The sequence below is a fragment of the Streptomyces sp. NPDC006602 genome (assembly GCF_042870385.1).
Lineage (GTDB): Bacteria > Actinomycetota > Actinomycetes > Streptomycetales > Streptomycetaceae > Streptomyces.
The window spans coordinates 20,193-39,279 of sequence record NZ_JBIAHG010000050.1; the positions used below are offsets into that span (position 1 = coordinate 20,193).

15 protein-coding genes and 2 pseudogenes are annotated in these 19,087 nt (G+C 68.8%); 6 read left to right on the forward strand and 11 right to left on the reverse strand.

Translation table 11 applies throughout. From position 1 onward, the window contains the following. Positions 1-4: 4 nt before the first annotated feature. The 4 genes and pseudogenes from ACFYO2_RS45795 to ACFYO2_RS45810 all read left to right on the forward strand — a co-directional run bounded on the left by ACFYO2_RS45795 (position 5) and on the right by ACFYO2_RS45810 (position 3,150). Positions 5-925, forward strand: coding sequence for a reverse transcriptase domain-containing protein (locus ACFYO2_RS45795; protein ID WP_388362386.1), 921 nt, complete (start codon positions 5-7; stop codon positions 923-925). Between the two features lie 425 nt (positions 926-1,350). After that, a complete protein-coding gene (otnI, locus tag ACFYO2_RS45800; RefSeq protein WP_388362389.1) occupies positions 1,351-2,163 on the forward strand; it encodes a 2-oxo-tetronate isomerase in 813 nt (270 codons plus the stop codon). 232 nt (positions 2,164-2,395) lie between these two features. Further along, positions 2,396-2,576: pseudogene (gene aspA / locus ACFYO2_RS45805) on the forward strand (aspartate ammonia-lyase); the annotation flags it as partial. Between the two features lie 220 nt (positions 2,577-2,796). After that, positions 2,797-3,150, forward strand: coding sequence for a cupin domain-containing protein (locus ACFYO2_RS45810; protein ID WP_359634958.1), 354 nt, complete (start codon positions 2,797-2,799; stop codon positions 3,148-3,150). A gap of 672 nt (positions 3,151-3,822) precedes the next feature. Here ACFYO2_RS45810 and ACFYO2_RS45815 read toward each other — a convergent pair. From ACFYO2_RS45815 to solA, 9 genes are all read right to left on the reverse strand, one after another. Further along, a complete protein-coding gene (locus ACFYO2_RS45815; RefSeq protein ID WP_388362392.1) occupies positions 3,823-4,806 on the reverse strand; it encodes a D-2-hydroxyacid dehydrogenase in 984 nt (327 codons plus the stop codon). Position 4,807: 1 nt separating this feature from the next. Then, complete coding sequence (locus ACFYO2_RS45820) at positions 4,808-6,259, reverse strand: NAD-dependent succinate-semialdehyde dehydrogenase (protein WP_388362395.1); 1,452 nt, start codon at positions 6,257-6,259, stop codon at positions 4,808-4,810. A gap of 41 nt (positions 6,260-6,300) precedes the next feature. Further along, the gene (locus tag ACFYO2_RS45825; RefSeq protein ID WP_388362398.1) at positions 6,301-7,581 is read right to left on the reverse strand and encodes an NAD(P)/FAD-dependent oxidoreductase; all 1,281 of its coding nucleotides are present in this window, start codon (positions 7,579-7,581) and stop codon (positions 6,301-6,303) included. Positions 7,582-8,110: 529 nt separating this feature from the next. Continuing rightward, the gene (locus ACFYO2_RS45830) at positions 8,111-8,977 is read right to left on the reverse strand and encodes an ABC transporter permease (RefSeq protein ID WP_388362401.1); all 867 of its coding nucleotides are present in this window, start codon (positions 8,975-8,977) and stop codon (positions 8,111-8,113) included. Beyond that, positions 8,974-9,867: an ABC transporter permease gene (locus ACFYO2_RS45835; RefSeq protein ID WP_388362404.1), complete on the reverse strand. Its 894-nt coding sequence runs from the start codon at positions 9,865-9,867 to the stop codon at positions 8,974-8,976. Before ACFYO2_RS45835 ends, ACFYO2_RS45830 begins: the two co-directional genes overlap by 4 nt. Positions 9,868-9,870: 3 nt before the next feature. Then, entirely contained in the window at positions 9,871-11,010 is a 1,140-nt protein-coding gene (locus tag ACFYO2_RS45840; RefSeq protein WP_388362407.1) for an ABC transporter ATP-binding protein, read from the reverse strand. After that, the gene (locus ACFYO2_RS45845; protein WP_388362410.1) at positions 11,003-12,112 is read right to left on the reverse strand and encodes an ABC transporter substrate-binding protein; all 1,110 of its coding nucleotides are present in this window, start codon (positions 12,110-12,112) and stop codon (positions 11,003-11,005) included. The genes ACFYO2_RS45840 and ACFYO2_RS45845 overlap by 8 nt, the downstream gene beginning before the upstream one ends. A 370-nt stretch (positions 12,113-12,482) precedes the next feature. After that, on the reverse strand, positions 12,483-13,163 hold the full coding sequence (locus tag ACFYO2_RS45850) for a haloacid dehalogenase type II (RefSeq protein WP_388362413.1): 681 nt from the start codon (positions 13,161-13,163) through the stop codon (positions 12,483-12,485). Between the two features lie 117 nt (positions 13,164-13,280). Further along, the gene (solA, locus tag ACFYO2_RS45855) at positions 13,281-14,417 is read right to left on the reverse strand and encodes an N-methyl-L-tryptophan oxidase (protein WP_388362415.1); all 1,137 of its coding nucleotides are present in this window, start codon (positions 14,415-14,417) and stop codon (positions 13,281-13,283) included. A 279-nt stretch (positions 14,418-14,696) separates the two neighbouring features. Here solA and ACFYO2_RS45860 point away from each other — a divergent pair, with 279 nt between their 5' ends. Next, positions 14,697-16,319: a PucR family transcriptional regulator gene (locus tag ACFYO2_RS45860; protein WP_388362418.1), complete on the forward strand. Its 1,623-nt coding sequence runs from the start codon at positions 14,697-14,699 to the stop codon at positions 16,317-16,319. 60 nt (positions 16,320-16,379) lie between these two features. Continuing rightward, positions 16,380-16,657: pseudogene (locus ACFYO2_RS45865) on the forward strand (exonuclease); the annotation flags it as partial. Positions 16,658-16,816: 159 nt separating this feature from the next. On the opposite strand, the gene ACFYO2_RS45870 reads toward ACFYO2_RS45865, so the two are convergent. Both ACFYO2_RS45870 and ACFYO2_RS45875 read right to left on the reverse strand, forming a co-directional pair. Then, complete coding sequence (locus ACFYO2_RS45870) at positions 16,817-17,878, reverse strand: tartrate dehydrogenase (protein WP_388362421.1); 1,062 nt, start codon at positions 17,876-17,878, stop codon at positions 16,817-16,819. Between the two features lie 73 nt (positions 17,879-17,951). Next, entirely contained in the window at positions 17,952-18,836 is an 885-nt protein-coding gene (locus ACFYO2_RS45875; RefSeq protein WP_388362424.1) for a LysR substrate-binding domain-containing protein, read from the reverse strand. Positions 18,837-19,087 lie beyond the last annotated feature (251 nt).

A 19,087-nucleotide genomic window follows, 5' to 3' on the forward strand; every position in this document is an offset into this window, starting at 1 on the left:
GCGGATGATTCCCAAGGCGAGCGGCAAGCTTCGCCGTCTTGGGATTCCGACCGTGGCGGACCGGGTGGTCCAGGCGTCCTTGAAACTGGTGCTGGAGCCGGTGTTCGAAGCGGAGTTCCTCCCGTGTTCCTATGGGTTCCGCCCGAACCGCCGGGCTCATGACGCGATCGCCGAGACTCGCTATCTCGCCAGCCACGGATATGAGTGGGTGGTGGAGGGCGACATCACGGCGTGCTTCGACGAGATCTCGCACTCGGCTCTCATGGAACGGGTGAGGAATCGAATCGGGGACAAGCGGGTGCTGTCCTTGGTGAAGTCGTTCTTGAAGTCCGGGATCCTGTCCCGGGATGGAGCCTTCACGGACACACGCACCGGGACCCCGCAGGGCGGGATCCTGTCGCCACTGCTGGCCAACATTGCGCTCTCGGTCCTGGACGAGCACATCGCCCAGGGACTTGGAGGATCAGATAGCACCTCCGAGGATCGGCGCAGGAGACGGCGCCGGGGATTGCCCAACTACCGGCTGGTCCGGTATGCGGATGATTTCCTCGTGCTTGTCTTCGGGCGCCGTGAGCACGCCGAGGAATTACGCGACGAGGTCGCGGAGGCGTTGAAGCCGATGGGCCTTCGCCTGTCGGTGGAGAAGACAAAGATCACGCACATTGACGAGGGCCTTGATTTTCTCGGATGGCGCATCCAGCGTCACCGGAAACTGGGTACTGACCGGCAGTACATCTACACCTATCCGGCACGGAAGTCAGTGCGTTCCGCGACGGGAAAGGTGAAGGCACTGACCGGACGGCAGAACGTCGGCTTGTCGCTGGATTCCTTGCTCCACCGGCTGAGGGATCACTTGGAAGCAGCTCCGTCGACGCTATTACGGCGGTGGTTGGTGGCCTGCCACGGAGGAAGCGGAACTGTTTAACCCGGCAAAGGTAAGCACGACCAGATACCGATACCGGGGAACACTCATCCCGACCCCGTGGCCCACTACGGCATGAGGAACTGAACACCCCGAAACGGGATTTGTGGAGACCCCGGTGCCCGGAGACGGGCACGCCGGGTTCGGGAGGCGGCTCGGGGAAACCCACTGGTGGAAACATCAGCAGGGCGCCCCGAGTCGACCTCACCCGACCCCCGCCACTCCCTGAACCTGTTGATGGCGCGCTCCACGGTGTTGCAGTCAGGCCCTACATGACGGCGCGCTCAAGGGCGCCACCGGCACGGCGGTGATCCGATGTACGTCCTGGCGCTCGCCCTCGTCGTCGGAGCCGCAGCGGTGCTCACCACCAAGAAGCACGTCGTCAACCACTGACCCTGGCCGTCCCCGGCCGGAACACAGGAGCCAGCATGCCGAGGTTCGCAGCGAACCTGTCCATGATGTACAACGAGCACGATTTCCTCGACCGCTTCGCCGCGGCCTCGGCCGACGGCTTCCAGGCCGTCGAGTACCTCTTCCCCTACGCGTACGACGCCGCCGAGCTGCACCGCCGGCTCGACGGCCACGGCCTCAAGCAGGTGCTCTTCAACGCACCTCCCGGAGCGTGGGAGTCCGGAGAGCGCGGGATGGCGGCACTGCCCGGACGCGAGGCGGAGGTGCGTTCCGGGGTCGACCGGGCGCTGGAGTACGCGACGGCGCTGGGCTGCCCGCGGGTGCACCTGATGGCCGGGCTGGTCCGACCGGACGCGACACCGGCCGAGCGGGCCGAGCACCGCGACACCTACCTGACCAACCTGGCCTGGGCCGCGGAACGGGCCACCGCGGCGGGCGTCGACATCCTGATCGAGCCGCTCAACGGCCGCGACATGCCCGGATACTTCCTGAGCACCCAGGCTGAGGCCCACGCAGTGGTGCGGGAGGCGGGAGCCTCGAATCTCAAGGTGCAGCTCGACCTCTACCACTGCCAGATCGTCGAGGGCGACCTCACCGCGACCGTGCGCCGCGACCTGCCGACCGGCCGGGTCGGTCATCTGCAGATCGCGGGCGTGCCCGACCGGGGCGAGCCCGACCGGGGTGAGCTCAACATCCGCCACCTGCTCGACGTAGTCGACGAGCTGGGCTTCGACGGGTGGACCGGCTGCGAGTACCACCCACGCGCCGGCACGAGCGAAGGTCTCCGCTGGCTCGACGACTACCGAAGCCACCGAAGGGAAAGCGCATGAGGATTGTCTGCTCTTATGGGCACGCTCTCGGCACGGCGTCGGCTCAGGAGTGCGGGAGCATTCGGCGGAGGTTTCAGCATCCCTTGGGCCGAACGGGGCCGTGCATGCCGCCTTCCAGCACCACGCCTGACACAACGTCCGAACATCGTGCCCGCGACGGACAGATCACGCGTGGGGTCCGTGCGGGGGCGTCGGAGATACTCGATGGACCGCAACAGTCGCATGATCCACGCCGCCGGTGCAGGCTCGTTCGAGCATCATGCCCGGGCAAGGTCAATCCGGTGACTGCCGAGGCCGCCCATCAGGTCGCCTTCGGTGATCGGCACACCGTCACCATCACCATGGCGGCGGAGGCCGGACAGCACCACCTCAACGCCTTCGAGCCGATCGTCCGGCACTTCGTGTCGGACTCCACACCCATCTGTGCGCCGCCGGCCGTGAGTGGCCCAACTCGCCCACGAGAAGGGCCTGCCCGCCGAGAGGCTCGCCGACCTGCTGCACGCCGAGACCGTGGCGGGCAGCCGTCATGCCCTGGTCCGAGATGCGCGATGAGCCTGGTCGAAATCGGCCCGATGACGCCTGGTATGTCCGCTCCCGATTTGCGTCGTTCCCACAACCAGTAGAAGGAAAAGCATGTCGCTGCTGAAGACCATCGATCCCAACCCCTCCTTCGCACCCCAGGAGTCCGGCCCGCTGCCGGAACGCCTGATTTCCGGTGACCCGGCTTACAAGACCTGGGCCCAGGACGCCGCCCGCGGGGAAACGATCAAAACGGGTGTCTGGGAAGCCACGCCCGGCGAGACGCGCTCGATCAAGGGCGAGACCTTCGAGTTCTGCCACATCCTCTCCGGCGTCGTCGAACTCACGCCGGAAGGCGGCGAGCCGGTGGTCTACAAGGCAGGCGACAGCTTTGTCATGAAGCCGGGCTACGTCGGTGTCTGGAAGACCATCGAAACCGTGCGGAAGATCTACCTGACCGTGTCGTAACGCCGATGCCGCAGGGCCCGATCGTCGTCGAGACCTCTCGCCGTCGGCAACCTGCCCAAAAGGGCGCATGTCCTCGATGCCCTGAGGCACGCGCTGTGGCAGAAATCCAGCTCAGCGATGGGGTACGAGGCGATGGGACCGGGCGGCTGCCGCCCGGTCCCATCCGTGCTGCTCGGCGTCGCCGCGCAGAAAGCAGCGTGCGCACGGGGAGTCCCAGATCGAAGGGGTTCTCCGTGCCCGCGGCCCGCGGGCGGTGAGTGGCGAAGCCTGCCGCCGGTTCTCCAGCGCCTCGCGCAAGCGGCAGCGGAACGTGGCGGCCGGTTCGACGACACGGTCACGGTCGAGCGTGCGACACCGTAAGGGCAACGGCGCGCACCACAACCAGAAAGCCGTCGGCGAACGAACCTGACCAAGCACCACTGGAGGCACGCAGCGCCGCATCCCGGACAGCGGTGACGCACCCCTGCCACCCGGCTGGCCACTGGTACCGATCACCAGCGATACGGACACCCGTTGAGCTCGGGGCAGGCAGGTCAGAGGCTCTCAAGCAGCCGACGCAGGCCTCACTCATTGCTGGTCGTGACAACGGGCAGCGTACTGGGACGAGGGAAAGACGAGTAGCACGCGCCCCGGCCGGTAGGAGTCACCGGCCGGGGCGCGTGCTGCTCGCCCTCAGGCGGGGTGCGTCTCGTCGACCACGTATCCGCGCCGCTTGTCCACCACGTTGCGCAGCGGCCGGCCCTCGATGTGCCGGGTGAGGTTGTCGAGGAACACCTCGACGAGCGCCTCCCGCTCGGTGGTGGTCTCGCCCGCCGTGTGCGGGGAGATCATCACGCCGGGCATGTCCCACAGGGGTGATTCGGCAGGCAGCGGTTCCTGGGCGAACACGTCCAGGGCTGCACCGGCGAGCTGTCCGGCGGCGAGGTGGTCGACCAGCGCCTCCTCGTCGACGAGTCCGCCCCGGCCTACGTTGATCAGCCGTGCCCCCGGTTTCATGGCGGCGAGCATGGAGGCGTCGACCATGCCCCGGGTGTCCTGGGTGAGGGGCGCGGCCAGGACGACGTAGTCCGCTTCCGTCAGGGCGGAGCGCCGGGTCGTCGCACCGTGGACCGTGCCGAAGTCGGGGTCGCCCGTGCGGGCCTTGCGGCCCGCGCCGCACACATGCATCCCGACGGCGCGCAGCAGCCGGGCGATGGCCCGGCCGATCGGCCCCGTTCCCCAGACCAGCACGGTGCGACCGGTGATGCCGTCACTGGGGCGCGGACGCCACTCGCGGCGCCGCTGGTGCTCCCAGGTGCCGGGGAAGTCCTTGGCGAGGGCGAGGATCAGGCCGAGGACGTACTCGGCCGTCGGCTGGTCGTAGACCCCGCGGGCGTTGGTCAGGACAATGCCCGGATCGTCCACCAGCGCGGGGAACAGGAACGAGTCCACGCCCGCGGAGGCCGCGTGAACCCAGCGGGGTGCCTTGTCCGGGTTGTCGGGCCAGGCCTCGCGGATGGCCGGGGTGATGGTGACCCAGGCCAGGAGGGCGTCGGCACCGGGGAGGAGGTAGGGCAGTTCCTCCTCGGTGGCGTAGACGGTGTCCGCCAGTCGTTCGATGAGTCCGGTGGCGGGGGGCCGGTTGCCCCGGTAGAGGACGACGAGTCGCTCGGGCATGTCAGGCTCCGACGGGGACGGCTATGTACTTGTACTCCAGGAACTCGTCGATGCCGACGCGTCCGCCTTCGCGGCCGAGGCCGGACTGCTTGACGCCGCCGAAGGGGGCGGCGGGGTTGGAGACCAGGCCGGTGTTGAGGCCGATCATGCCGCTTTCGAGGCGTTCGGCGACGCGCAGGGCACGGTTGAGGTTCTGGCTGAACAGGTAGGCGGCAAGGCCGAATTCGGTGTCGTTGGCGGCCGCGACGGCTTCGTCCTCGGTGTCGAAGGTACGGATCGCGGCGACGGGGCCGAAGATCTCGGTGTCGATGATCGTGGAGTCGGGGGCGATGCCGGTGAGGACGGTGGGCGGGTAGAAGCAGCCCGGCCCTTCGGGGAGTTCGCCGCCGGTCAGGACGGTGGCGCCACGCTTGACCGCGTCGCGCACCAGGTCGTGGGCCTTGCTGCGGCCGGCCGCGTCGATGAGGGGGCCGACGTCGATGCCGGGTTCGGTGCCGTCGCCGACGGTCAGGGCGGCCATGCGGGCGGCGAGGCGGGTGGCGAACTCCTCGGCGATGGAGGTGTGGACGTAGATACGGTTGGCGGCGCAGCAGGATTCGCCCATGTTGCGCATCTTGGCGACCATGGTGCCTTCGACGGCGACGTCGAGGTCGGCGTCGTCGAAGACGATGAGGGGGGCGTTGCCGCCCAGTTCCATGGAGGTGCGGATGACGGTGTCGGCGCACTGGGCCAGCAGGATCCGGCCGACCTGGGTGGAGCCGGTGAAGGAGAGCTTGCGGATCTGTCCGCCGCGCAGCAGCGGCTCGACGACACCGGCGGCGTCGGTGGTGACGATGATGTTGAGGACGCCGTCGGGCAGACCGGCTTCCTTGAGGATCGCGGCGAGGGCGAGGCTGGTCAGGGGGGTCTGGGGGGCGGGTTTGAGGACGATGGTGCAGCCGGCGGCGATGGCGGGGCCGATCTTGCGGGTGCCCATGGCCAGGGGGAAGTTCCAGGGGGTGATGAGCAGGCAGGGGCCGACCGGCTGGCGGGTGACCAGCAGACGGTTCCTGCCGTCGGGGGCGGTCATCATGCCGCCGTCGATACGGACGGCTTCCTCGGAGAACCAGCGGAAGAACTCGGCGCCGTAGGCGACTTCGGCACGGGCCTCGGCCAGGGGCTTGCCCATCTCCAGGGTCATCAGCAGCGCGAGGTCCTCGGTGCGCGCGATGATGGTGTCGTAGGCGCGGCGCAGGATCTCGCTGCGCGCCCGGGGCGCGGTGGCGGCCCAGGCGGCCTGTGCGGCGACCGCCGCCTCGACGGCGCGCCGGCCGTCCGCGGGTGAGGCGTCGGCGACCTGGCACAGTTCCTCGCCGGTGGCCGGGTTGTCGACGGAAAGGGTCCGGCCGGACTCCGCGTCCTGCCAGCCACCGCCGATGAACAGCTGCTTGGGAACATCACGGACGACAGTCATCGTGGGTATCTCCTTGTGTGTGTAGAGGGGCTGCCGACCGGTCAGCGGATGCGGTCCAGCGTCTTGTAGTAGGCGCCCGCGAAGGGAAGGAACCAGGCGGTGCCGTTGTAGAGGGGGATGCGGGGCGGGGCGATGTCGCGGACGGGGCTGACCTCGGGGTGGCCGTCCATCACCTCGGCCATGACCTGTCCCATGTGCGTGGCCATCTGCACGCCGTGGCCGGCGTACCCCATGGAGTAGTGGACGCCGTCCTCGCTCTGCCCGGCGTGCACGATGCGGTCCCTCGCGAAACCGACGGAGCCGCCCCACACGTACTCGATCTTGGTCCGGGCGAGCTGGGGGAAGATCTCGCACATGTCACGGAACAGGACGGCTGCGCTCTTCTTGTCCGAGGTGGGGTCGGACGGTGCGAAGCGGGCGCGGCCGCCGAACAGCAGCCGGTTGTCCGGGGTGAGCCGGAAGTAGTGGCAGACCTGGTTGGAGTCGACGATGAGGCGGGCCTTGGGGATGATGTCCCGGGCGAGTTCCTCGCCGAGCGGCTCGGTGACGATGATGAAGCTGCCCACGCAGACCTGTTGGCGGCGCAGCCACGGGAAGTTCTTGTCGGTGTAGGCGTCGGTGGCCATCATGACCTGCCCGGCACGGATGACACCGCGCTCGGTGCTGACCTCGAACCGGCCGGCGGCGGTACGCCGCACGCCGATGGCCGCGTTGCGCTCGTGGATCTCGACACCGGTGCGCTCGCACGCCTCGGCCATGCCGCGCACGAAGCGGCCGACGTGCAGTGCGGCGCTGAACGGGTCGAGCAGGCCGCCGTGGTAGGCGTCGGAGCCGATCTCGGAACGCAGCTCGGACTTGCCGACCAGGGTGGTCTCGTGTCCGAAGTACTTGGCCAAGTCGCGCTGTTGGGCCTTCTTGCCTTCGAAGTGGGCGGGGCGGGATGCGACGACCAGGCGTCCGACGCGACTGAACTGGCAGTCGATGGACTCCTCGTTCACGAGCCGCTCGACGGTGTCCACGGCCTTGCCGTAGGAGTTGTAGATCTCGCGGGCGCGTTCGAGTCCGTAGCGGCGGATGGCCTGGCGTACGCCGATGGTGAAGCCCAGGTTGGCCATGCCGCCGTTGCGCGCGGAGGCACCGGAGCCGATCTGGCCCTTCTCGAGAAGGGTGACGCGGGCGCCCTTGCGGGCGGAGTGGAGGGCGGTGGACAGGCCCGTCAGGCCGGCGCCGACGACCACCAGGTCGGTGTCCTCGGTCAGCGGCTTGCCGGACCGGTCGGGAAACGCCCCAGCGGTTTCTATCCAGTAGGGAATCGTCTTCATTTCGGGTCCTCTGCGGGGAGTTTCGAAGTGGGTCGCTGCCGGGCACCACCAGGCGCCCGGCCGACGGCACTGTCAGCGGTAGCGCGGCCTGTGCCGGCGCAAGGCTCAGCTGAGGGGTTGGAGCTGCTCACCAAGGAGTGCACACAAGGGCCGAATTAGCTCGATCGTGTGATCGTCCGCTTGCGGGCTTGCGGTGCCCTGGGCTGATCGGGCTAACGTGATCGTGCGACCTGGGACACCGGGTACGGCGTCAGCGTGCGGGGCCCCTGCTCCACCAGAGGATGGTTCAGGGCCTCCCCGTCGCCCCTGGCCGTACCCAATTGGCCAGGTCGTGAGGGAACTGGCCTCCCGGGCCCGGACCACGCACAGGATGCGTGTCGCCGCCCCGGGGTCGAGTACGCCGGGGACCAGCTCGCCCAAGACCGTTCGGGGCGCGCGGCTGAACGGACTCGCTCCCGCTCAGTCCCCAGGAACGGTTCGACGGGGAGGACGTTCACGGTGTTGGCGGTCAGCTGAGCGGTGGCGGTGGTCACACGGTCTCACCTCCGGGGTTGGCGACTCCTACGGTGTTCTCGACCGAGAGCAGGGATTCCTGTCGGCCGGTGCCGAGCCAGCGCACGAGGGCCACCAGTCCGAGGGCGAGGATGGCGAAGGCGATGAGGATGGCGCTGACCGCGGTCACGCTGGGGTCGATCTCGAAGGTGAGGGAGTTGTAGACCTGCACGGGCAGGGTGACGGTGTCGACCGAGGAGAGGAACTGGGAGATGTAGAACTCGTCGAAGCTGGTGATGAAGGAGAAGATCGTCGCGGCGATCATTCCGGGTGCGGCGAGGGGGAAGGTGATCCGCCGGGCGATCGTGAGGCGGCCGGCGCCCATGCTGGCGGCTGCGTCCTCGAGGCGTTCGTCGATGCCGCGCAGGGTCGCGATCAGGATGAGTACCGCGATCGGCGAGGCCAGCACGGTGTGTCCGAGGGCGATGGCGAGCGGGCTGCCGAGCATCGCGGCGGGCTCGAAGAGCAGGAACAGGCCCAGCGCGGTGACGACCTGAGGGATGAGCAGCGGTCCGAGGACCAGGGCGTAGACGGCGGAGCGCAGCGGGAGTTGGCTGCGGGTGAGGGCGGTTGCCGCGGTCACGCCGATGATGAGGGAGAAGACGGTGCTCAGGGCGGCGACCAGGGCGCTCAGTGACAGCGCGGCCGGCCACTTGCTGCCGTCGGCGAACAGCGCCTTGTACCAGTTCAGCGTCCACGCTTGCGGCGGAAAGGCCGCGAAGGCGTTGTTGCTGAAGGAGGTGACGACGATGACGACGATCGGCAGCGCCAGGAACAGCAGGATCACGGTGGCGATGGCGGTCAGGGCGATCCGCCCGGCGAGGGTCTTGCGCAGCTCCATCATGACGCGCTCCTCTTCTTACGGCTGGCGCCGAAGGAGCTGACGAGCTTGACCAGCAGGAGTCCGGCGATGGTCAGCAGCAGCAGGATGACCCCCTGAGCGGCCGCCCCGTTCCACTGGTTGTCCTTGGTCACCTGCTGGTTGATGAGGGTGGCGATCATCGTCTGCTTGGGTCCGCCCATCAGGGCCGGGGTGATGTAGTAGCCCAGCGACAGGATGAAGCTGAGCAGTCCGGCACTGGCAAGACCGGGGGCGACCAGCGGCAGGTAGACCCGGCAAAAGATCGTCACGCGTCCGGCGCCCATGCTGGCCGCGGCCGCCAGCAGCCGCCGGTCCACACCGCGCATCACGCCGTACAGCAGCAGCACGGTGTAGGGCAGCATCATGGAGGTGGTGCCGATGACCACGCCGATCTCGTTGTAGAGCAGCTGGAACGGCGCCCCCGGCACCGACAGGCCGCCCAGGGTCTCGTTCACCAGGCCCTTGTCACCCAGCAGGATGATCCAGCCGTAGGTGCGCACCAGAGCGCTGATGAAGTGCGGGACGACCACGACCAGCATCGCCACTCCGGCCCACATGGGCTTCAGCCGCGAGATCGCGTTCGCCAGAATGAACCCGAAGACGAGGCTGAACAGCGCCGTCTCCGCCGAGATCCGCAGCGTCGTGAACAGTACCGAAAGATTGACCCCGGTCAACGCGTCGACGTACCAGTGCAGGGTGAGCGATCCGTCGGCGTTCTTCAGACTGAGCAGCAGCGTGCTGAAGATCGGGTAGACGAACAGCACCAGCAGATAGACGACGACCGGCAGCGCGTAGAGGATCCCGACCCGGGTCTTGCGCGAAGCCAGGAGCTTGCGCGGACGGGCGGGGGCGGTGGCGGTGAGGGCGGCCATGACTCACCCGCCCTGTTCGGTGAGGAAGAGGTTGACGTCGTCGGGGTCGGCGGTGATCCCGACCCGCTCGCCGGCGACGGGACCCCGGCCGGCCGGTACTTCCAGGCGCAGCAGCGACGCCTCCCCGCCGTCGATCCGCACGCCCGCGCGGACCAGGGTGCCGACGTAGGTGGCGGTCTCCACCGTGCCAGTACAGAAGCCGTCGTCGGTGGCGCAGGCCCGCAGCCGGCCCGGCTGCACGGCGACCTTGACCTCGGTGCCGGAGGGCATCTGGTGGCGGCGCGCCTTCAGCAGGCCGCCACTGCCGTCGAGGCGGACCAGGGTGTGCGTGTCGGTGTGCTGCTCGATGCGGCCGGGCAGGAAGTTGGCCGCGCCGAGGAAGTCCGCGACGAAGGGGGTCTTCGGCCGCTCGAACAGTTCCCGGGGGGTGTCGAACTGCTCGATCAGGCCGTTGCGCATCACCGCGATGCGGTCGGACATGACCAGCGCTTCCTCCTGGTCGTGCGTCACGTAGATGACGGTCAGGCCCAGTTCCTGCTGGATGGTCTTGATCTCGACCTGGAGCTGGTCGCGGAGCTTCTTGTCCAAGGCGCCGAGCGGTTCGTCCATGAGGATGACCGGCGGGCGGTAGACCAGTGCCCGGCACAGGGCGACCCGCTGCTGCTGACCGCCGGACAGCTCGCGCGGCTTGCGGCCGCCGAAGCCGGACAGGCCCGCGATCTCCAGCGTCTCCCCGACCCGCCTGCGGATCTCGTCCTTCGCCACCCCGCGCAGCGTGAGCGGGAAGGCGACATTCTCACGGACCGTCATGTGCGGGAAGAGCAGGTACTGCTGGAAGACGAAACCCAGGCCCCGCTTCTGCGGCGCGAGCCGGGTGACGTCACGGCCTCCGACGGTGATGGTGCCGGAGTCCGGCTCGCAGAACCCGGCGACCATCATCAGGGTCGTGGTCTTGCCCGACCCCGAGGCGCCGAGGAAGGTGACGAACTCCCCGGCCGCGATCTCCATGGACGCCTCGTCGACCGCGACGACATCCCCGTACGTCTTGCGCAGAGCCACCACCGACAGCGATTTGCCGGTCGGGGTGGCCGACTTGCCGCCCGCCACCTTCACCGACGGTTCGACCACACCGAAATCAGCCACGAGCCCACTCCAACCAGCGCTTGGTGACGGCCGCTTCGTTCTTCAGCCACCAGTCGACGTCCGCGTCGAAACCCTTGTCGTAGTATTTCGGCGCACCCGCCAGAGCGTTGCGCTCGTCCTCGGTGAGCTTGGCGTAGGCCAGCGGGGAGGACGGGTTCGAGGGGAATGCCTTGGCCAGCGCCGCCTGAACCTCCGCACGCAGCGAGAAGTCCATCAGCTTGTAGGCGCCGTCCACGTTGGCCGCGCCCTTGGCGATGGCATATCCCTGGAACTGGCGGCGCATGCCGTTGAGCTGCCGCTCGACCGGGATGCCCTGCTTCTTCAGATCAGCGACCCGGCCGTCCCAGACGGTCGACATCGTCACCTCCTGACGGCTCAGCAGCACACCGGGCAGCGGGCCGCTGTCCCAGAACTTCTTGATGTGGGGCCGCAGCCGGGTCAGCACCTTGAAGGCGCGATCCACATCGAGCGGGTACAGCTTGTCCATCGGGACGCCGTCGGCCAGCAGCGCGAACTCCAGCTCGGGCAGGTCGCCGTCCGGGTGGACCATCGCGCGGGCGCCCTTGAACGCCTTGGTGTCCCAGAAGTCCGCCCACGACTCCGGCTTCTTGCCGCCGAAGGCGTCGGTGCGGTACGCGATGCACTGACCGTAGAAACTGTTGCCGATGGCGTGCTCGGTGATCTGGTTCTGGGGGATCTTCGCGCTCTTCAGGCTCTTGATCCGGTCGGGGTCCAGCGTCTCCAGGGCGTCCTGCGCCACGTACTTGTAGTGAGACATCATCGCGTTGTTGATGAGGTCGCACTGTGGGCGGCCCTGCTTGATCTGGGCGAGCAGCGGGGCGTCGTCCAGGTTCAGCACCTTCACCTGGATGCCGGTCTCCTGCGTGAACGGCGTGTAGATCGCCTTCTGCAGGGCAGCGCCGTAGGAACCGCCGCTGTCGCGGACGACCACCGTCTTCCCGCCGCCCTTGCCTCCGCCGCCGGCGACGGACCGGCTCGTGCCGGTACCGCAGCCGCTGAGAGCGGTCGCGGCGGCGACACCCGCCGTGACCCCGCCTATTCCGCGCAGGAACAGTCTGCGGTCGATCCGGGCATCATTCATCGTGTGCCTCCTGGGGGCTGTGCTGAGGGGAAAGAGGGGCGGCTGGGATGCGGGTCCAAGGGCGGGGATCCGACTCGTCGGATCCCAGTCCCGGGGGGCCGGGAAGGTGTCGGGCTGCGTGGCCGTGTCGGGGTCCCACGAGATGGCCAGGGCGGCCAGTTCCCCGGGGACGAATCGGTGCGGCCGTGCATGCCGTAGAAGATCCGCCCGTCGGCCGGGGCCTGGACCGTGTGCTCCCCGCCGTCGGCCGGGTCGATGGACCGGGCTGAAGACGTCGCTCTCGGCCCGGCACTTCAAGTTCTACGCGGGCGTCGCCGACAAGCTCGGCGGGGTCCTTCGGGGCTGTCCGTTCGGGACGATGCGTCGCGAGTCAGATGCCGAGCATGGTGTTGAGCTCGTCCAGGGACTTCACCGTCACGTAGTCGTAACCGTGGGTGACCGGGTCGCTGCCACGGTCCAGGAGGACGAGGTTGCGGAAGCCCATGTCGTGCATCGGCATCAGGTCGTAGCGGGTGTGCGAGGAGACGTGCACGAAGTCCTCGGGGGACGCGTCGAGCTGGTCGAGCATGTACTCGAACGCTGCGTACCGGGGCTTGTAGTAGCCGGCCTGCTCCGCGGTGAAGACCGCGTGGAAGTCCGCCCCGAGCCGGGGCACGCTCTCCTCGAGGAAGGCGTCCTCGGCGTTGGAGAGGATCACCAGCTTGTAGTTCTCGCCCATCTTCTTCAGCGGTTCCGGCACATCCGCGTGCGGGCCCCAGCTGCGCACGCCGTCGGCGAACCGCTTGCCGGCGTCCGGGGCGGCCTTCACGCCCCACTTGCGGCAGACCCCCTCGAAGGCGTCCTGCAGAGTCTGCTCGTAGGGGTAGTACTTGCCAAGGACCGAGTCGTAGCGGTAGCCGCGGAACTCCTTGACGAACTGGTCCCAGTGCTCGGCCGGGATCTGGTCGCCGACGAGTTCACGCGTGATGGGGGTCATCGGCCACTCGATCAACGTGCCGTAGCAGTCGAACGAGACGTACTTCGGGCGGAACTGGAACGAGGGAATGGGCATGAGGATGCTCCTGTCTTTGCTTCTGGGGACTGGTTACGGGTGGGTGCGGGCCTTTTCGGGCATGCCCATGACAGAGGTGTCGAGGTGGTGGGGCGATGCCGTCGACATCGCCGGGGATCAGGCGGCGCCGACTCCTGCCGGGGCAAGGAAGTCGACGGGGTGATCAGTGGTGCCGTCGAGCGCCAGGTCGGCGGCGATCTCTCCCATCGCGGGCGAGAACTTGAAGCCGCTGCCGGAGAATCCGGCCATGACGATGATGTCGTCCTCGCCGGGGAGATGACCGACGAGCGGGTTTCCGGAGCCGGTGTAGCCCTCCATGTAGGCCGACATCCTGATGGGGTCGGGGTTCAGGTCGGGCATGAGTTCACCGATGAGCTCGCGGAAGGTGCCGAGTTCTTCGGGGCGGACCGTACGGTCGAGCCGTTCGGGCTCGGGCACCGGCGCATGGTATTTGAAGGAGAGACCAAGCTTGACGGAGACGCCGTCGGGCGACGGGATCCCGAAGCAGTCGTGGGGTGTGGCGCGCACGAAGGAAGGGGCCCCGCCCGCGAACCAGTCGTGGCGGGTGGGCAGGTGCCAGGAGCAGACCACCCGGCGGACGTCGACGGTCCGGGGAAGGTCCGGGAGCAGGGTGTTGATCCAGGGGCCCACGGTCACCACGGCGGCGTCCACGTGGTCCGTGCCCTGGTCGGTGACGATCTGCACCCCGCCGCCCGCCGCGGGGACGACCTCGCGCACCGTGGTGTAGCGGTGCAGCCGGGCACCCAGCTGCTCGGCACGGCCGGCGGCCGCCTGGATCGACGCCTCCGGCCTGATGATGGCGCCCAACCGGTCGAGGACAGCGGTGTGTTCGTCCGGGAGACGATGCTGCGGGTAGCGGCGGGCAAGTTCCTCCCGGTCCAGTACCTCGTGATCCAGCCCATGGGCGGCGCTGGTGGAGAGGAGCAGGCTCATGGACGGTGAGGCGGTCTCTCCCATCACGAGGCAACCGCTGCGGCGTCGCAGCGACCGGCCCGTCTCCGCCTGGAGCTGCTCCCACAGCCCGTCCGCGAGCCGCAGCAGCGGAATGTACCCGGGTTCGCCGAGGTGGGCAGCTCGGAAGATGCGGCTCTCGCCCCCGGCCGCGCCGCGGTCGTGACCCGGCGCGTACCGGTCGTAGCCGATGACCTCGGCTCCGCGGGCCGCCAGTCGCCACATGGCCTGGCTGCCCATGCTGCCGGCACCGATCACGGCGACACGCTTCGGGATGCGCATGAGGTCGCTCCTTTCGATGGTGTGGCCTGGGTGGCAGTCGGGCCCCAGTACGGTGCGAAGACCGTGCGGACCCTTCCGGTTCGAGTTCCGGTGGGGATGGCGTTCACTTTCGACCCGAGGGAACCTGCAGGTCAACCCACACTGTGTTCCACCTTGGGGCCTTCTCGAGACGGTCTGTCACTGCGGACGGCCGGGCGGCACAAAATGCCGGCACCCTCTTGTCACGGTCAGTGGCCGGTGCGAGGGTGAGCCCGATCCCCTCGGATGAAAGCACCCCCTATGCCGCCCAGACGTCCTGCAACCGGGCACTTCCCCACCATCACGGAGGTACTGCGTCTGCCCGTGCTCGCCGAAGGGATGCCGCGCGTGCTGGCCGGTGAGTCACAGCTGGACAGCGCGGTGCGCTGGGTGCATGTCACCGAGCTGCTCAATCCCGCCGATTTCCTGGAGGGCGGCGAGCTGGTGCTGACGACCGGCATGCCGTATCCCGAGGACGCCTCCGAGCTGCGAGGCTACGTCGACCAGCTCGCCGACGTCGGCGCGGCCGGCCTGATCGTGGAGCTCGGTTACCGGTACCGGAAGGTGCCCGACGAGCTGGTGGCGGCGTGCCGTGCCCGTGAAGTGCCGCTGGTCGAGCTGGCCCGTGGCGTCCGGTTCATCGACGTCACACAGACGGTGCACGCGCTCATCCTTGACGCCCAGGGGGCCCTGCTGCGACGCGGGAGGGACATCCAGGACATCTTCACCGCCCTGACGCTGCGGGGCGCGGACCCCGAGGAACTGGTGCACACCACCGCGGAGCTCACCGGAGCCCCCGTGGTGCTGGAGGATCTCACCCACCGGGTCCTGATGTGCGAGCTGCTCGGGCGGCCGTACGAGCCGGTGGTGTCGGCCTGGTCGCGGCGTTCGCGGGCCGCCCCGACGCCGGAGAGGATCGCGCCGAGCGGCCCGGAGGGGTGGCTGATCGCGCCGGTGCAGGACCACCACGGGCAGTGGGGGCGGCTGGTCCTGCTGGAGGGCCGGCTGAACGCGGAGCCCGACCCGGAACACGTCCTGGTGCTGGAGCGCGCGGCGGTCGCGCTGACCATGGCGCGCCTGGCCGGGCCGGCCTGGTGGGAGCGCCGGGCCCACCGCTCCGTACTGCGGGACCTGCACGAACGCCGTTTCCGCTCCCCCGCGGACGCGCGCGCCCGCGCCGAGGCACTGGGACTGCCGGCCGTCGGGCACCGCCTCTTCGCCTTGGTCATCCGCCACACGTACACCGGCACCGAGGGTGAGCACCTCGACGAACGGATCGCGAAGGCGCTGACGCAGACCGGCGTCCGCGCCCTGGTCGGCGAGACGGCCCCGGGCCGGATCGGCGTACTTCTGGCCCTGGCACAGGCGAGCGCCTGGCAGCCGGTCGCCGAGCGGATCGGCCGTCTGACCCGGGAGGAGCTCGGACCGGAGGCCGTCGTCGCCGTCGGCCCCGGGGTGACCGACCTTGCCGGGATCGCCCGGTCGTGGCAGGAGGCGGAGCAGACCGCCGAGGCCATCACACCGGCCTCCCCACAGCGGTGGTTCTACGTCCCCGCCGACGTCCGGCTGCCGGAGTTGCTGGGCGTCCTGCGCAAGGACACCCGTCTTCAGAGGTACGCCGAACGGCAACTGACCCGCCTCATCGAGCACGACAACCGCAACAGCGGCGACCTGCTCCCGGCACTGCGCGCCTATCTGGCGGCGGCCGGGAACAAGTCGGTCGCGGCGAAACGCGCCGGCATGTCCCGGCAGGCGTACTACCAGCGCCTCCACACCATCGAACGGCTCCTCGGCTGCGACCTGGAATCAGGTCTGCAGCGCACGTCCCTGCACGTCGCGGTGCTGGTCCTGGACACGCAAGAAGCAGCCGTTCCCGGCGCCTGACGGGCACACCGGCCGTCACGCCGAGCACCCTTGCGGCGACCGGTGCCAGCGGGAGACGCCCTGCGTACGTTCGTCGTGTTCGGCCTTGAGTCCACGTCATGGCAGGGGGCACTCGAGCAGGACTGGGCGGCACCGGGACAGCTTCGCGAGATCGTGCAGATCAGTGCGCTGCAGCTGTACGACGGCTTCAGCTGCACGAGGGCTTCAGCTGCACGAGGGCTTCTCCGTCGCCGAGGAGTCCGAAGCGTTGGTGCGGCGTCAGTGAGGCGCTGGTGCGGCCTGTGACCAAACCCAGGCTTTCCGCCTGCTTCACCGCGCTCACCGGCATCGACAAGGAACTCCTCGTTGAGGAACGGGACGCAACGGTGACGCGGAACCGGCCTCGCCACGAGGGAGGGCCGGTGGGGGCACGGCTCGGGAAAGGGGAGCGGGCGCGCGGGAGTGCCCGGTGAGCGGTGGGCGGCGTCGTTCCTGCCGCCCACCGCTGGGGCGATGGCTCAGAGGAGCTCGATCAGCTTGTCGGTGAACTCGGCGGTGGTCGCGGTTCCGCCCAGGTCACGGGTGCGGATATCGCTCTTGGCCAGGACCGAGGCGATCGCGTCCGTGATGTCCCTGGCCGCGGCGGGATGGCCGAGGTGGTCGAGCATCATGGCCGCGGACCAGATCGCGCCCAGCGGGTTGGCGATGCCCTGGCCCGCGATGTCGGGCGCGGAGCCGTGCACCGGCTCGAACATCGAGGGGAAGTCCCGCTCGGGGTTGAGGTTGGCCGCCGGGGCGATGCCGATGGATCCGGCGACCGCGGCCGCGAGGTCGCTGAGGATGTCGCCGAAGAGGTTGGAGGCGACGACGACGTCGAAGCGGGCCGGTTCGAGGACAAACTTGGCCGCGAGCGCGTCGATGTGCTCCTGGTCCCAGGAGACCTGCGGGAACGAGGCGGCCCGCTCGGTGACGAGCTGGTCCCAGAACGGCATGGTGTGCACGATGCCGTTCGACTTGGTCGCGGAGGTCAGGCGGCCGCCGCGCCGGGAGGCGAGCGTGAAGGCGTAGTCCAGCACGCGTGTGACGCCGACCCGGGTGAACACGGCCTCCTGCACGGCGATCTCGTCCGGGAAGCCGCGGTTGAGCCGGCCGCCGACCTCGCTGTACTCGCCTTCCATGTTCTCGCGCACGACGACGAGATCGACCTCGCCCGGCCGTGCGCCGCGCACCGGACTGTCGGTGCCTTCGAAGACACGGATGGGCCGGAGGTTGACGTACTGACGGAAGCTGCGCCGGATCGGGATCAGCAGCCCCCACAGCGAGACATGGTCGGGCACCCCCGGGTATCCCACCGCGCCCAGCAGAATCGCGTCCTTGTCGCGCAGCTGGTCGATCCCGTCGGCGGGCATCATGGCGCCCTCCCGCAGGTACCGCTCGCACGACCAGTCGTCGTACGAGGTGTAGGACAGGGTGAAGCCGTGGCGGCGGCCGAGAACATCGAGCACCTGCCGTGCTGGGGGCAGTACCTCGGCGCCGATGCCGTCGCCGGGGATCAGGGCAATGCGGTGGTTCGTCGTCATGCCGTCGATTGCAGCAAGGCTGTCCGTGGGGCGTCCAAGACGCAGAGCGGATCTGCCTTATAAGCGGTGCCTATCAGCTGTCGGCAGCCGAGGTGGCGGCAGTGACGAACGCGGCGGCTGCGGGCGACAGGCTGCCGCGGCGGCTGACGAGGGCGATGTCCAAGGTGGTCTCCGGCTCGATGTCCAGGACGCGGGCGCCCAGCCGCCGGGCGACCTCCCGCCAGGAATCCGTGACCACCGCGAGCCCGACCCCGGCCAGTACCAGGGGCATGAGCGACACGCGGTGCTCGGTCTCGGCGGCGACAGTGAACTCGATGCCCTGTTCCCGCAGCGCGTCGACGTACGCTCGCATCCCGGTACCCGGCTGTCCGACGATCAGCCGCTGTCCCGCAAGCTCCCGGTACTCCACCGCCGTCCGATCAGCGAACGGGCCGTCGGCCGGCACCACCAGCACAAAACGCTGCCGCCCCAGCGCGTGTGAGACGACCTCCTTGTCGGAGACCGGACCGGCGGACGCCAAGAGCCCCAACTCCACGGCACCCGTGCGCACCATGTCGATCACTTCACGCGAGGTGAACGCCGCTTTGATGGCCACAGAGACGCCGGGATATCGGTGGCTGAAGGCACTCACCAAGGTCGTCAGCGGCTCCACGGCCTGCGACGGCATCGACGCCACATCCAGGCGCCCTTCGCGCAGCTCATGCACCGCCGCGACACTCGCCCGCGCCGTCTCCAGACTCCGCACGGCCTCCCGGGCAGGCTCGATCAGGGCCCTTCCGGCCTCCGTCAGGACTGCCCTACGCCCGATGCGATGGAACAGCTCTGAGCCGAGATCACGCTCCAGTGCCCGCACGGCCTGCGACAGCGACGGCTGCGACACGTACAGAGCCGAGGCCGCACGGTTGAACCCCCCACGATCGACAATCGCAAGGAAGTACTCCAGCTGCCGAATGTCCATACGCGCCCTCTGCCTCTCAAGAAATCAACCGACGACTCGATTGGTCCCGACCATGGTTGCGTGAAGGATCGCCTCGACGAAGCACGGACCACCGATGCACTGGCCGTGATTGTCACCGAAGCGCGGTCACAGCCAACTGAGGCACTCAATGGCTAGCTAGTAGGACTCCGTTAGGTTTGCCTGGCTCTTGGGTTTGGGCTGGTGGCGGCCGTTCTGGGCAGGGGGCGGTGGCAGGTGGTGCAGGTGCCGGT